Annotated in this window: 11 protein-coding genes; all 11 read right to left on the bottom strand. The window is 63.0% G+C overall.

Translation table 11 applies throughout. The features are described from left to right. Positions 1 to 31: 31 nt before the first annotated feature. The 11 genes from CUR96_RS10345 to CUR96_RS10295 all read right to left on the bottom strand — a co-directional run bounded on the left by CUR96_RS10345 (position 32) and on the right by CUR96_RS10295 (position 14,030). Positions 32 to 817: an ABC transporter ATP-binding protein gene (locus tag CUR96_RS10345; RefSeq protein WP_102193238.1), complete on the bottom strand. Its 786-nt coding sequence runs from the start codon at positions 815 to 817 to the stop codon at positions 32 to 34. Next, positions 814 to 1,797 (bottom strand): ABC transporter ATP-binding protein, encoded by a 984-nt coding sequence (locus CUR96_RS10340; RefSeq protein WP_102193237.1) that lies wholly within the window; start codon positions 1,795 to 1,797, stop codon positions 814 to 816. The genes CUR96_RS10345 and CUR96_RS10340 overlap by 4 nt, the downstream gene beginning before the upstream one ends. Then, positions 1,794 to 2,693: an ABC transporter permease gene (locus CUR96_RS10335; RefSeq protein WP_146008146.1), complete on the bottom strand. Its 900-nt coding sequence runs from the start codon at positions 2,691 to 2,693 to the stop codon at positions 1,794 to 1,796. Before CUR96_RS10335 ends, CUR96_RS10340 begins: the two co-directional genes overlap by 4 nt. Beyond that, complete coding sequence (locus CUR96_RS10330; protein WP_102193235.1) at positions 2,690 to 3,694, bottom strand: ABC transporter permease; 1,005 nt, start codon at positions 3,692 to 3,694, stop codon at positions 2,690 to 2,692. Before CUR96_RS10330 ends, CUR96_RS10335 begins: the two co-directional genes overlap by 4 nt. 102 nt (positions 3,695 to 3,796) lie before the next feature. Then, positions 3,797 to 5,341: an ABC transporter substrate-binding protein gene (locus tag CUR96_RS10325; RefSeq protein ID WP_281255054.1), complete on the bottom strand. Its 1,545-nt coding sequence runs from the start codon at positions 5,339 to 5,341 to the stop codon at positions 3,797 to 3,799. Between the two features lie 372 nt (positions 5,342 to 5,713). Then, positions 5,714 to 6,862 (bottom strand): flavin reductase, encoded by a 1,149-nt coding sequence (locus tag CUR96_RS18600; protein WP_180968997.1) that lies wholly within the window; start codon positions 6,860 to 6,862, stop codon positions 5,714 to 5,716. Positions 6,863 to 6,968: 106 nt separating this feature from the next. Then, a complete protein-coding gene (locus CUR96_RS10315) occupies positions 6,969 to 8,690 on the bottom strand; it encodes a CocE/NonD family hydrolase (RefSeq protein ID WP_146008145.1) in 1,722 nt (573 codons plus the stop codon). Beyond that, a complete protein-coding gene (locus CUR96_RS10310) occupies positions 8,665 to 9,972 on the bottom strand; it encodes an LLM class flavin-dependent oxidoreductase (RefSeq protein ID WP_102193232.1) in 1,308 nt (435 codons plus the stop codon). The genes CUR96_RS10315 and CUR96_RS10310 overlap by 26 nt, the downstream gene beginning before the upstream one ends. 96 nt (positions 9,973 to 10,068) lie before the next feature. Next, on the bottom strand, positions 10,069 to 10,605 hold the full coding sequence (locus CUR96_RS10305) for a nuclear transport factor 2 family protein (protein WP_102193231.1): 537 nt from the start codon (positions 10,603 to 10,605) through the stop codon (positions 10,069 to 10,071). A gap of 537 nt (positions 10,606 to 11,142) precedes the next feature. After that, positions 11,143 to 12,552, bottom strand: coding sequence for an aldehyde dehydrogenase family protein (locus CUR96_RS10300; protein WP_102193230.1), 1,410 nt, complete (start codon positions 12,550 to 12,552; stop codon positions 11,143 to 11,145). Next, a complete protein-coding gene (locus CUR96_RS10295) occupies positions 12,549 to 14,030 on the bottom strand; it encodes an APC family permease (protein WP_348639574.1) in 1,482 nt (493 codons plus the stop codon). The genes CUR96_RS10300 and CUR96_RS10295 overlap by 4 nt, the downstream gene beginning before the upstream one ends. Positions 14,031 to 14,037 lie beyond the last annotated feature (7 nt).

The raw sequence follows: 14,037 nt of genomic DNA, 5'->3' as shown, positions 1-14,037 counted from the left end.
AGTGGCGAGCGCAGCGCCCGCCGGACCCGGTTCAACCAGGAAGTACGCCGGGAGGGATCGGTGTGTGCCCGAACGCTGAGAGCAGAGTGCGCGTGTAGGCATGTTGCGGCGCGTTCATGATCTGGTCGGTCGCACCGCTTTCGACGATCACACCGCCCTTGAGCACCGCCACTTCGTCCGTCAGATGATTGATCACCGAGATGTCGTGACTGATGAACAGGATCGTCAACCCGAGCTCCCGCTGCAACCCCATCAAGAGATTCAGAATCTGTGCCTGCACGGATACATCGAGTGCGGATGTCGCTTCATCCGCTACCAGCACCCGAGGCCGACATGCCAACGCGCGGGCGATCACGACGCGCTGTCGTTGACCACCGCTGAGGGAACTGGGAGCCCTCTCTGCGAGGGCACCGCTGAGACCGACCTGCGTGAGCAGTTCGATCGCCCGGTCTCGCGCCCTGGCGCGCCCCTGCCGATCTGCGACAGCAACCGCCTCGGTCACAGCGGCGAGCGGTGACAAGTAGGGGTTCAGTGCCGCGAACGGATCCTGAAACACCATCTGCACGGATCGACGCATACCGTTCTTACGCGAATTGCGATCCCAGCGTCTGCCTTCGATGAGAATGTCGCCGTCCGTCGGTCGGCGCTCGTCGACGACTAGTCGACCCAGGGTTGACTTCCCCGATCCGCTCTCTCCGACGAGCCCTGTGATCGTGCCCGCCGGAACTGCGAGGCTGATGCCTTTCAAGACCTCTGGACCGTTTCCGGTGTACCGATAGCGCACGTCGCGTAGCTCGATCGCGGGAGTGTCACTCATGCTGCCACGACCTTTTCTGCATGGTGGCACGCGGCTGCGTCGCCCTCGCGCACGTTCCTGAGCTCGGGCACCGACTGGGCGCACACTTCGGTGGCGAACGGGCACCGTTCGCGGTAGACACAACCACCGTCCCGCCAATCGACGGGTGGTCGCGGCGCGCCCGGTATCGCACCCAGAACTGTCTTACGCGCTGCGAGCGTAGGATCTGCCTGGAGTAGAGCTCTCGTGTACGGGTGGGACGGTGCGGACAAGACAGTCGATGTCGGGCCGAGTTCGACGATACGACCTCCGTACATCACGGCAACTCGATCGCAGACTCGGCGGATCACACGCATGTCATGCGAGACGATGACCATAGCCATGTTTCGTTCTTTCTGCACCTGCTGGATCAAACCGAGCACCTCGTTCTGGACCGTCGCGTCCAGGGCCGTCGTCGGCTCGTCAGCGACGAGGATGTCGGGGTCGCCCGCGAGCGCGAAGGCCAGCATCACGCGCTGCCGCATCCCGCCGGAAAGCTCGTGGGGATAGCTGCGAAGCACGCGGTCCGGGTCGCGCATCTGCACTTGTTGCATGAGCATGCGTGCTTTGTCGAGCTTCAGTGCCCGGGCGCCGACGAGAATGTCGTTGAGCTGACTGCCCACCCTACGCACGGGATTGAGGCCCGCCATGGAGGCTTGCGGCATGTACCCGACGCGTCGTCGCCGCAGTTGAGCCCAGCGGCGGTTGTCGGCTCGCGCGAATTCTTCGCCCTGGAACTCGATCGAGCCTGCGTCGATGGTTCCACCGGAGAGGCTCAGCATTCCCACCAGGGCGCGGCAGAGCAGGGACTTTCCGGAACCCGTCTCCCCGACCACGCCGAGGGTCGTTCCGGGAGCAGCTTCCAGCGTGATGGGACCCAGCCTGACGCTGTCTCCCACTGAGAACTCGAGGTCTCGGACTCGCAGGCTGAGCTGCGCTTCCGGCGCAGTGTCCAGCGTCATTCCTGTCTCCTCAGTTTGCGCGAAGTGCGATCGAGCAGTCCGTCGGCGATGACCGACGCCGCGACCGCCGAGATGGTCAATGCGAGCGCAGGGAAGATGACCTGCCACCAGGCGAAGACGATCGAGGAGCGCCCCTCGTACATCATCGATCCCCATTCCGGAGTGGGCGGCGGTACACCAGCTCCCAGGAACGGGAGGCTGGCGACGAATCCGACGATGATCACGGCGTCGGCAACCGCATAGGTCCCGGTCACGGCAATCACAGCAGGCATGATATGGCGGAACGTGATCCGACCTTTCCCATATCCCATCAACTCGGCGGCGACGATGTACTCGCGTGATCGGAGACCAGCGGCCTCGGCACGCGCGAGACGCGCATAGATCGACCAGCCGACGACCACGATCCCGACGAGGATCTGAAACACTCCCGGCGGCGTGCCCAGCACACTGACCTGGTTGCCGACGGTGAGCAGAATCAGAAGGATCAGCAGCGGAAAGGGGACGGCGATGAGTGCGTCTGTCACCCTCATCAGGACCGTACCCCAGGCGCGCCGCCTCGCCATGCCGGCCAGAGTGCCCAGGAGTGTCCCGATCGCCAGGGACACGAACGCCCCTACCAGTGCCACGAGGTAGTCGACGTGGACGGCGACGAAAGTCCGGACGAACACGTCGCGCCCGAGCACATCGGTCCCGAACGGGTGTTCAGGGGATGGTGGCGCCAGAGGCGGCCCGCCCAGCTCGTTGGGGCCGTAGCCGACGAGGACGGGCGCGAGAAAGCTCATGATCACGAAGAGCAGGAGCACCACCGCGCCGGCGATGATCTCCGTGAGACCACGTTCGGCACGGCGTCGTTTCGCCGCGAGAGGAATAGCGGCTGTCCGCGGAATGGTAGTCACTGAACACGCACCCTTGGGTCGGCGATCGTGTAGATCATGTCGGTGATGAGGCTGATCACGACCGTGAAGATGCCTGTGAACACCGTCACCCCGACGATCACGGGATAATCGCGTTGCCCGACGGCCGTCACGACTACGGAGCCGATTCCCGGAATCCCGTAGAGCGCCTCGATCACCACCGCGCCGCCGATGAGCACCGCCATGCTGAATCCCACGAGGGTGATGATCGGGAGAAGCACGTTGGGCAGGACGTGCCGGACGACGAGCGAGAGCCGCGAGACGCCACGGCTGATCGCGGCCTCCACGAACTCCTCGCCCATCAATCTCGTCGACTCACGCTCGATTGATCGGACGAAGATCGGCGTCATGAACAGCGCCAGGGCCAAGCTGGGAAGCCAGACGTATCGCAGCGTGTTCGGCCATTCCCTCGACCAACCCCCCGCAGGCGCCCAGTGAAGCTGAACGCTGAACAGGATGAGCAGGTAGATACCGATCAGGAAGGACGGGATGGCGATGAGGACGACCATCGACATCCGGAGGACGCGAACGCCTCGACGGCCTACCCCGAAGGCGGGGAGGAGACCAAGCGGAACAGCGATGACGAGTGTGAAGAGGATCCCCGTGACAACCAAGGAAAGCGTGACGGGGAGGGCTTCACCGACGATGAAGAAGACCGGCTGGTCCGAAGTCATCGACGTTCCGAAGTCGCCGATCAGGAGCCCCGCGAGCTGATTCAGGACCTGAGAGAAGAGCGGTTGGTCCAGACCGAGTTGAGCACGCAACGCCTCGAGCGTCTCGGGCGTCGCTTGCATACCCAGAATGGCCTGCGCCGGGTCGCCGGGTACGAGCCGGACGAGCGCCGCCGTCCCGACCACGATCAGCGCCACCACGATGATGAGTTGCAGGATGCTCTGCCCGACTCTCCGCACCAACCGTGACCATCCGCGTCGTCCCCGGGCCGGGGAGGAGCCGGCCGCGATGGCCTCCGTCGTGGCACTCATGATCTCTCACCCTGAGCTGAGACGGAGGCGACTACAAACCCGCTCATGTCATCTCCTTGCGCGTGAATCGAGAGGCTCGGGCGACGGGCGAGGGCGCGCGGCCTACTGGCCGGCAATCCACAACTCCGAGTTCGGCTGCAGACCGATCACGTCGACGAGGTTGGATCGAACTCCGTAACTGCCCGTCACGCCAGAGACGGGAATGATCGGCGTCCACTCTTCGAACACCCGCAACACCTGGGCAGATGCCGCTTCCTGGTCCTGCGGCGTCTGAGCTCCGAACAGATCATTGAATGCGGGCGCGATCTGTTCGTTCTCGCAACCGGCGAAGATGCACATCGTGGCCGCCGGGTCGAAGTTGCCCTTCGCAGAACTCGGAGCATTGAACTTGCTGAACGTGACGATGTTGAGGTCGAACGCACCGTCCACCGAGTTCTGAATGAACTGCTGATCCTCGACGGGCTGGATGTTCATGTTCAGCCCCAGCGGCTCGAGCTGCTGCTGAAGCACAGCGGCCACTCGCCCCGCCTCGTCTGAGGCGCTCGCGAAGTAGCTGACGGTGAACGAGCAACCGTTCTCGCAGGCGGTACCTTCGAGCAGCTTCTCCGCCTGGGCGATGTCCTGCTCCGCGTAGACCTTCACCGGTACCGGGTAGTCCGCCACGGCAGGGTACGGCCCACTCTGAAGTATGACGTCCGGCCCGAACGCGGACGAGGCCAGGGCCTCGCGGTCGATGGCCCACGCGATCGCCTGGCGGATGCGCACGTCTTCGAACAGTCCACCCGGCCGATTGTTCGGCACGATGAACAGACTCGCGAGACCGTCGACCTGCCGAGCCGTCACGTCTCCCGAGAGCTGTGCCGACACTTCGTGCGGCAGCGCGGGAATGAAGTCCACATCTCCGCTCTGAAGGCGCTTGACGCTGGTGGGAGTGTCGGCCACCACACTGAAATCGAGCTTGTCGATGGAGGGGAGGGTTCCTGCGAACGTCTCATTCCGCACGAGTGAGAACGAGCTTCCCTTGACGTTGCCTTCGGGGACGTAAGGACCGGAGAAGACGGGCTCGCCTTGGAAGTAGTCCTCGTTCGTCGCAGCGGCGGCGGGAACGATGCCCATGGCCGGGACGGCAAGCATCTGATCGAAACCGGCGAACGGCATGCTCAGCCCGATGGTCACCGTCGTCGTGTCGGGTGCTGCCAGATCGACGATCATCTCCGCGTAGCTCTGGTTCGGTCCGGGGATGTCCCGCAATCTGGTGAGCGACGCCACCACGTCTTCACTCGTCAACGGCGAGCCGTCGGAGAACGTCAGATCAGGCTTCAGGACCACGGTGTAGGTCGTGGCATCGCTGGAGGCGGTCACGCTCTCGGCGAGTACGGGCTCCGTTTCGGTCGCGCTGCCCCGAACGAACTGTACGAGTCGACCACTGGTCAGCCCGACGATCACCGAGTCGGACAGGTAGGGGCCCGTGGCCGGATCTATCGACGTCACAGCCGTGGACAGATCGACGTGCACTTCTGTCAGGTCAGCCGGCGCCTGGCTGGCACCGGCCCCTTCTCCGGAACATGCGGTGAGGGCAAGCGACGCGGTTGCGAGAATCGACGCCCCCCACAATACGGTCCTTCTGGACTTCCGAATCTTGACCATCTCTACTCCTCTGTAGTGCGACGGGTGGGTCTCGCTCTGTGTCATGGCTAGGGAACTCGCGCCTTCTCTGTTCGACTCGAAGTGCTTTCGCTGGCCCTCACGACCAGAGTCCCCCGCGTTGAGTACAGGCTACCCAGCCATCGCCATATCGTCAACTAGTGAATTAGCTTCCTCTTCCCGAATATGCACGGTCGGCTGTTTTCACGGGCATCCAGGCGTGATCTCGACAGATGCAGATCGCTGGAAAATTCAGAAGTTAACTTCTCGGTCCATCGAATCAAGAGCGGTCGACCGTACTCGCAGTCGATGTCGGAGCGAGCGCTCTGCCCGCCGCGACGACGAAGATCGAGCGGTCGCTGTCGCTGAGGCGATTCACAACACGCCGCCGCCCAGCCTGATGAGTTCCTTCGCGGCGTCCGTGACGAACGAAACCTGAGAGCGCACGAGTTCACTCGCGGTTTCGGCATCGCGGTTCTCGATGGCCAGGGCCAGTCTTTGGATCAAGGGGTGACCAGACTGGTCGCGCCATAGAGGAGACTGGTACGTCTCGCGCCAGACAGTGGCGAGACTCAATTGCCGAAACTGGAGTTCGAGCTGCCGAGATCCGGCAAGGCTGACAATCGCAGCATGGAAGTCGAGATTGTCACGCAGGAACGCGTCGAGTGCATCTGGGGCGCCGGTTTCGCTCTTGGCTAGGGCATGCCCACGCCGGACGATGTCGAGCACTCGATGATCTGGGGCGTCGTGCAGGTACGCGTCGAGCACACCGACCTCGATCGTCTGGCGCGCTCCATAGAAGTCATCAACGAACTCCTCAGTGATCGGCGTCGGCGTGAACACGCCTTCCTCCGAACGCAACACGAGCCCCTCAGCGAGAAGCCGTACCAGTGAGTTGTACACCAGTGCAGATTCCGTCTGGAGTTCCCCGGCGAAATCGTCGATATGAATTTCCTCGCCGACGGCTGTGCGTCGCCGCAAGACGAGCTCGCGAACCGATTCGTAGCTGCTGGCTTCGAGTATCCGCTCAAGCGATCCGAACTTTCCCCGAAAGTATGCGAGAGGCTCCCCAGGCCGAGACCGCGCGTCGAGAACCTCTCCGATGAAGACGGTATGAGTTCCGCCGGGAGCTGTGTCTGCCACGCGACACTCGATACTTGCGAGCGCACCCTCAATGAGCGGCAGGCCTCGCTCGCTTTGAAAGTATGGGACATCGCGGAACTTGTCGGCGCCTTTCGTAGCGAAGCGAGTTGCGAAGTCGCGCTGTTCGAGCGCCAGGATGTTGACCGCGAATCGTCCCCGCTCACGAATGGCATCATGGGTGGAACTCGATTTGTTCAAGCACACCAGCATCATCGGCGGATCCATCGACAACGATGCCACCGCGGAGGCTGTCGTACCGAAGAGGCGGCTATCGGACTCGGTCGTGATGATGGTCACCCCCGACGCGAAGTGCCCCGCGACGTTCCGAAAGACTCCTTGATCGAGCGCGCCGGCGGCGGCGGGATCTGTTGACTGCGACATGACTACTCCTCATTCAAGAATGACCGGGTTCCAGTGCGCGGATGCGCTTCTCAACGAGACCGGCTCCTACGGGCAGAGCGCACTCCCAAGCGGTGTGTGTATGCGTTCAATCCGATTCGACGACCGGCAGGCGAAGAACGCTTTCGTGGGCGCCTCCCGTGTAGATACTCCACGTGCCGACGGTTCGCGACTCCTCGTGGAGGATCTGAAGCGGTGGCACGCCACCCGACAACGGTCGCTTCATCCAATCTCGCCCTTGAATGGTCAGCACGAGGCTTTCGCCGGCATGAAAAGTTGTGCCGGATGCCCAGACCTCGATATTCAGGCAGACGGGCACTCCTGGAGTGAGGGGCTGCTCCGCATCATGCGGATGATAAGGGACCAACGCGGTGGAGCGCGTGAGGTCAAGCGCTCTGTGGCTGGCTCGCAACCATCCGAGTGCGACGGGCCCGTCCGTGAAAAGCGAATTGATGGGAAAGAGCACCTCGGTTCCGTCGATGCGCAGTTTGCGTAGCACGATGAACACGTCTGCGTCTGTGCTCTCGTCCGCGCTCAACCAGATCGACAGCGAGACAGGTCCGATGACGTCCCGGTCTTGTGTGAACAGGTGCGCAGCATCAAACGACTCGGTCTGCGGATAGAAAGTCGCAGTGGCTCCGGTCTCGGGCGGGGCACCCGACAACGACCTGGTCGCGGCGTCCAGATGGAGCGTCTCGAAACGTTCCGCGAGAGGCCAGTCAGGCAATTCCACCCATCGGGATTCGGCGGGGTCGCCCGTGTCACGCAGCTCTGCTCGGACACGAGGCCAGTCGTGGATCCCGGATTCTCGTTGTTTGAGAAAGGTGTCGAAGAACACGCGCTGCCGTTCGACACTCGCCGGCGCATAGAAGTACTGCCACTTCTTCTGCCCATGCACCTCCAGCCACTTGTTCGGCGAAACCATCGCTGAAAACGCATTGAGCGTGCCGCGGGTGTGCAACCCATGGTCGCTCCACGATGCGACGACGTATGCCGGCACATCTATAGTGGCGAGATCTCCGTACTTGTCGGCGTAGTACCAGTCATCGAGGGGATGCGCCTCGAGATTGGCTGCAGTGTCTTCGGTGCGGGAAAGGCCATATGACAGGTTCGTCGAGACCCGGGGCCGGAAGCCGGTTTCGGGAATCCCCCCATGCGTTGCGAACTCCCGATACCAGTCGGCGAAGCACTCCCATGGGCTGATGGCCTTGAGCGACGGAGGCTTCACCGACGCCGCCTGGTACTGGCTCCCCGCCAAGTACGAAACTCCCAGCATCCCGACCCGGCCGTTCGACCACGCACTGGCTCCCAGCCACTCGATCGTGTCGTAGAGATCGTCGCGCTCTTGTGGGCCGTTATGGGAGAAGTCGCCTTCAGAATGCCAGAGTCCACGGGGGTCGGCATATGCGACGGCATAACCATGTCGCGTCCAGTAGACCGGATCCGGCGCCTCGAAGCCGGTATGTGGCGAGATCCACTCCGGATCGACTCCCGACCCGGGGAACGTGGCCTTCGTGACCCAGTGCTTCCCGTACGGGCCCCACGCGAGCAGGACCGGAAGGTCTGTCGCCTCAGAAGTGGGCCGATAGATATCGAGGTAGATTGTCGTTCCATCGCGAAGTCGGACAGCGGCATCCTTTTCAACGAAAAGCCCACCGAGATCGACGGTCTCGTGAAGCAAGGGCGAGGGCGCCGGTTTTCCGACCACGCTGGCGGGATCCGCACCCGGGCGATCAATAATCGAATGAGGGTCCAACGGCGAAGACGTCATGAGTGCTTCCACATCAAAACTGGACACCGGGTCGCGCAAGTCCCAGATGGTCTCTCAGCTGTGTACCCTCGTACTCCGTCCGAAAGAGACCCCGGTTCTGCAGTTCAGGGACGAGCATGGAACAGATCCGCTCAAACCCCTCGGGGTTATAGGGAGAATTGAGATTGAACCCGTCACACGCGGGAGTTTCGAACCACTTCTGCATCCGGTCCGCGATCGTTGCCGGCGTGCCGGCAATCCACTGATGCCCTGTGGACCGCGCTCGATCGTGAATGAGATCGCGCAGAGACAGTTCCTGCTCGACCGACTTGCGACGATAGATCTCCTGGCGACTGGATCGCTGCGGAATCTGATCAAACCGCTCAGCCGGGACCGGTTCATCGAGGTCGAGGTCAGATAGATCCACCTTGAGGTCGCCGGCGATCTGGAGTCGCCCCTGCTCCACATCGAGGAAGGAGCTCAACTCGGCCGCGATCTCGTCAGCCTCACGCTGTGTAGATGCGACCACGGGCACGATCCCCGGGATGATCTTCACGGCGTCGGGGTCGCGCCCATTCGCGGCGATCATGGACTTGCTCGAGGCATAGAACGAGACCGCTTGGTCGAAGTCCGGCTGGGCGGTGTAGATGGCATCAGCCACCGACGTCCCCAATGCCATGCCGGGACCGGAGGAACCCGCTTGCACAAGCACCGGATGACCCTGCGGCGGCCGGGGCATATTCAGCGGCCCCTCCACCGTGAAGTAGTCGCCCGCAAAGTCGATCTTGCGCAGTTTCGCGGTATCGAGCCAACGACGCTCGGAGCGATCCACGACCACTGCGTCATCGGACCAACTGTCCCATAGCTGCTTGACGACCTCGACGAACTCCTGCGCCCGACGATACCTCTGTGCTGGGTCAGGGGTCTCTGCGAAGCCGAAGTTCTGAAAGCCATCGCCCGAAGTCACGATGTTCCAACCTGCGCGCCCCGCCGAGAGGTGGTCCAGCGACGCAAGCATCCTCGCAACGTTATACGGATCCATGAGGGACGTAGACAGCGTCCCGATGAGGCCGATATGGCGAGTTCGCGCCGCCAATGCCGAAAGCGTCGTCATCGGCTCATAGAAGCCGTTCATCATCGTGTCGCCACGCAACGTAGGTGTCGCGTGCACTACGTCACCGAAGAACAGCGCGTCGAGCTTGGCGTTCTCGGCCGTTCGCGCGATATCGGTGAGCAGGTCGAGTCCCGGCACCTCCTCTGCGCGGCTTCCTTGACGACACCAGCTGTTGCGGTGGTAGCCAAGCGGCATCACGAACGTCGTAAGAACCATCATGCGTGTCATGTCTTCAATCCGATCTTTCTGGAAGGGCGGGAGAACACTGAAAAAGTGGCAGAAGTCGTAGCGGGTTCGCGCCCGCTGAACGGCAAGTACTGAGCTTCAACGCCGTCGCAGACCGCCCCCGATGACGCCACCGGCAGCACCGACCTCGACCATCTCTTCGTCATGATCGGGCGCGTGAACGCGGAACCAGAGTTTGGAGATCTTCCATTCCCCGTTCTCCCGGACGTACTCAGTCTCGTAACGGCCTTCCGACCACGGGCCCCACACGCGAAGCATGCCGAGCGAAGTCTTGAAGTCCGCCTGCAGTCGATGCCATGTCCACGTGCCGCGCGCTGCATCTCCATCGACCACGATGTCCGGCGACGACAGAATGTACCCATCGTTGCTATGCACGACAGGAACCAAGTCCCTCGTGAACATGGCATCGATGGCCTCACGACCTCGGTGCACTCCGTGATGTCGGATGTCGCAGAGCGCGTCCTCGGTGTAGGCGGAAGACACCGCTCGCCAATCGCGCGCCGCCAGGTCACGAATGTACTTGTGATGAAGCGCGGCTATGGCCTGAGTCGACTCGAGATCCTCGACCCTTCGCTCCAGTGCGATCAGATGCCGCGTCAGATCCTCGTGATTCACCGTCTGCCACTCCTTCGTTGCCGACTATTTGGTCACTCCAACGACCAACCAACCCGCCGCCCTGCCTTGACCAGCGTCAATGTCAGACTACGGAACATCACGTTGTTCGTCAACTAGTGAATTACTTCGATGTCGACTTTCCCGGAATTTCTAGCCCTTCTTCTCGCATACGATTCACTTCTTCATGATCCGTCGGTTTGCATAGCGCATGAAGAGAGACACGCACTCATCCTCCGCGCCCACCCGAACACCGACTGTCTGTGATTTGGAGCACTTCCCCACACGCCTCGCTCGCCGAGGTCACCGCGGTCAGTGGTGAGGATCGGGTCGCGGGTGGACTCAGGGCATGAGCAAGCGCAACCGGCTCGCGACCGCGGCGACTGGTTCCAGGTCGTCGGGGTGGCGCCTGGTGGCTCTTGACGACGTGTCGCACGCCGGATCGTCGTCGCCGTCGCGCCCACCGCAGATGATTCGACTGCGGCTCCGACGCGCGTCACTCACCCCAAGATGGAAGCGAGTGGCCATAGGCGGGTTGCCTCATCGCGAGATGACCTTCGGGGCGGCGACGGCTTTGAGCCCCGCTACGCCGAACTCCTGGCCGTATCCGGAATGCTTGGTGCCGCCGAACGGAACCTGTGGATTGAGCGCGCCGTGCTGATTGATCCATACAGTCCCGGCCTGCAGACGAGCGGCTACGTCGACGGCTGCATCGATGTCGTCCGACCAGACGGATGCCCCGAGCCCCTGCGAAGAGCTGTTCGCCCGTGCGACAGCGTCGTCGATGTCGAAGTAGCGCAGCACGGGAATGACCGGGCCGAACTGCTCCTCGACGACAAGAGAAGCGTCGTCTGCGATGTCGACGACGACTGTGGGCTGGTAGAAGAGCGGACCGAGTTCTTCGGCGGGTGCACCGCCGGTGACAACTTTCGCGCCTCCGGACCGCGCCTCGTCGATGAGGCGGCTCACGATGTCGAACTGCCGCTGATTCTGGAGGGGTCCGAGGACGTTCCCCTCCTCGAGACCTGGTCCCATCGGCATCGTCGAGGCGAGCTGAGAAAGGGCATCGACGACCGAGTCGTAGACGGAATCGTGCACGTACAGTCGCTTGAGCGCAGCGCACGTCTGTCCGGTGTTGATGAAGATGCCCCAGAAGAGGTCCTGGGCGATCTTCGACACGTCCGTTCCCGGTAGCACGATGCCGGCATCGTTGCCTCCGAGCTCCAGGGTGAGCCGGGCGAGGTTCTGCGCCGACGATTCGATGATCTTCCTGCCCGTCGCGGTGGAACCGGTGAACATGATCTTGTCGAGCCCGGGGTGCTTCGCGATCGCCGCGCCGACTTCGCGGTCCCCGACCACCACCGACAGGACTCCTTCGGGAAGATGTGCGTTGAACACTTCGACGAGAGCGAGCACCGACAGTGGCGTGTACTCGCTCGGCTTCACGACCACGGTGTTGCCCATCCGCAGCGAGGGCGCGATCTGCCAGACCGAAATCATGATCGGCCAGTTCCACGGACCGATCGCTCCGACCACGCCGAGCGGGTCGTAGTGCACCTCGGCACGGGAGGCGCCGTTCTCGAAAACGACCTCCGGTTCGAGAACGGTATCGGCGGCGCTCCGCGTCCAGACGGCTGCGGCACCGATCTCGAAACGGGCGTTGGGGCCGTCGAGCGGCTTCCCCTGTTCGCGGGAGAGAATCACCGCGAGTTCCTCGGCGCGCGCTTCGATGTCGTCAGCGATTCGATGGAGGATGCGACTGCGCTCAGCATGGCCGAGAGCAGCCCACGCCGGTTGAGCGCTCCGGGCTGCCGTCACGGCCGATTCGAGATCGACCAGCCCGTGTACGGGCGCGTATCCGATCGTCTCCCGGGTCGCTGCGTCCGGGATCGCCCGCCCGTGGCTCTCGGGGACTGTGATGGCGTCGAGAAGTGCAGTCGCGGTGGTCATGATGTCTCCTTGTCGAATGAGGATGAGGTCGCGTCGGCTGAGCGGCCTCGCTCGGTGACGAATCCGATCGCGAATGCGACCGGCACGACAGCAAGAAGGACGGCGGCGGTCGTCACGTCACCGCCGATGAGAGAGGTGAAGTTGGTCACGACGAGGGTGAGCACCCCGAGCAGCAACACTGCCGCAACGGCAGGTGCGACTCGTGTCTGCCACAATCCGCCCCCCGGGTTGCTCACCGAGTAGGTGATCACGGCGATGGAGCAGAGAACGTACAGGGTGATCAGCGCGGCGACGGCGAGTCCGCTGAACCACGAGAACAGGGTGAGCACGGGGTCGAGACCGAGCACGACGAACGGCAGGATCATCAGCACCGCGAGAATCGACTGAACCCACGCGGCCACGTGTGGTGCGCTCTGGCGATTGGTGCGAGCGAGGGTGTACGGCAGGGAACGCTGCGTAGCCAGCGCGTGGATGTATCGGTTGATGCCGTTGTGGAAAGCCAGGATGCCTGCGAAGAGAGAAGTGACGAGGAGAACACCGGCCACGGGTCCGGACCAGGCGCCGAGTATGCCGACGAGTGCGTTGAAGACGAAGACCGTCGAGTCGCCGGAGACGACGGCTTCTTCTGCAGCGACCACCGCGGCGTCCGCACCATAGAACGAGATGAACATCCACGATACGAAAGAGAAGAACAGCGCGATGACGCCGACGGAGAGGTAGGTCGCGCGCGCCACGGTGCGGCGAGGATCCTTGGCTTCGCCGGAGTAGATGGCCGTGGATTCGAACCCGAACATGGAGGCGACGGCGAACATGAGGGCCACGCCCGGCGCTCCGGACATCACCGCCGTCGGCGAGAAGCTCGAGGCCACATCGATCGACCCCTCGGGGCCGCCGCCCATGACGAACGTGCCCACCGCGAAGGCGAGCAGTATCGCGACCTCCAGGCCGACCAGCACGGCGAGGACCCGCGCACCCAGCTCGATGTTGAGCGAGCCCAGTACCTGCACGAGAACGATGGTGACGATCACCGGGACCCACCACGGCACGACGACACCCACGGTGGCGAGAAGCCCGCTGAAACTCGCGCCGTACAGGCCGTACATCGCTGCCTGGACGGTCGCGTAGGCGACGATCGCGAGCCAGGCCGAACCGGTGCCCGTCCGTCGTCCAAGCCCTGCGGACACGTATGCGTAGAAGGCGCCCTTTCCGTCGATCCGACGAGACATGGCGATGAAGCCGACGGCGAAGATGACGATGATGATGCCGATGAGCAGGTACGCGCCGGGTGCGCCCGATCCGTTGCCGAGCAGGATCGTCAACGGGAGGGCCCCGGCGATGCCGGTAAGCGGGGCTTGCGCCGACAGGACGAAGAAGAGGATCCCGAGTACCCCGACCGCGCCCTTGCGAAGTGATGTGCGGTCGTCGGAATCACCTCGCTCAGCGGAGGTCATAGGGCTGGTTTCGTTTCTTGTGGACATGATGATC

The sequence above is a fragment of the Microbacterium aurantiacum genome, assembly GCF_002872075.1.
GTDB classification, from domain to species: domain Bacteria; phylum Actinomycetota; class Actinomycetes; order Actinomycetales; family Microbacteriaceae; genus Microbacterium; species Microbacterium aurantiacum_A.
Note: the sequence above shows the minus strand (reverse complement) of the source record. Positions and strands in the feature narration are given on the sequence as shown.

Excerpts from the sequence above, each read along its gene's own strand:
- CUR96_RS10300 (WP_102193230.1), bottom strand. The coding sequence starts at position 12,552 with ATGACCACCGCGACTGCACTTCTCGACGCCATCACAGTCCCCGAGAGC.
- CUR96_RS10325 (WP_281255054.1), bottom strand. The coding sequence starts at position 5,341 with ATGGTCAAGATTCGGAAGTCCAGAAGGACCGTATTGTGGGGGGCGTCG.
- CUR96_RS18600 (WP_180968997.1), bottom strand. The coding sequence starts at position 6,862 with ATGTCGCAGTCAACAGATCCCGCCGCCGCCGGCGCGCTCGATCAAGGA.
- CUR96_RS10310 (WP_102193232.1), bottom strand. The coding sequence starts at position 9,972 with ATGACACGCATGATGGTTCTTACGACGTTCGTGATGCCGCTTGGCTAC.
- CUR96_RS10340 (WP_102193237.1), bottom strand. The coding sequence starts at position 1,797 with ATGACGCTGGACACTGCGCCGGAAGCGCAGCTCAGCCTGCGAGTCCGA.
- CUR96_RS10330 (WP_102193235.1), bottom strand. The coding sequence starts at position 3,694 with ATGAGTGCCACGACGGAGGCCATCGCGGCCGGCTCCTCCCCGGCCCGG.
- CUR96_RS10295 (WP_348639574.1), bottom strand. The coding sequence starts at position 14,030 with ATGTCCACAAGAAACGAAACCAGCCCTATGACCTCCGCTGAGCGAGGT.
- CUR96_RS10345 (WP_102193238.1), bottom strand. The coding sequence starts at position 817 with ATGAGTGACACTCCCGCGATCGAGCTACGCGACGTGCGCTATCGGTAC.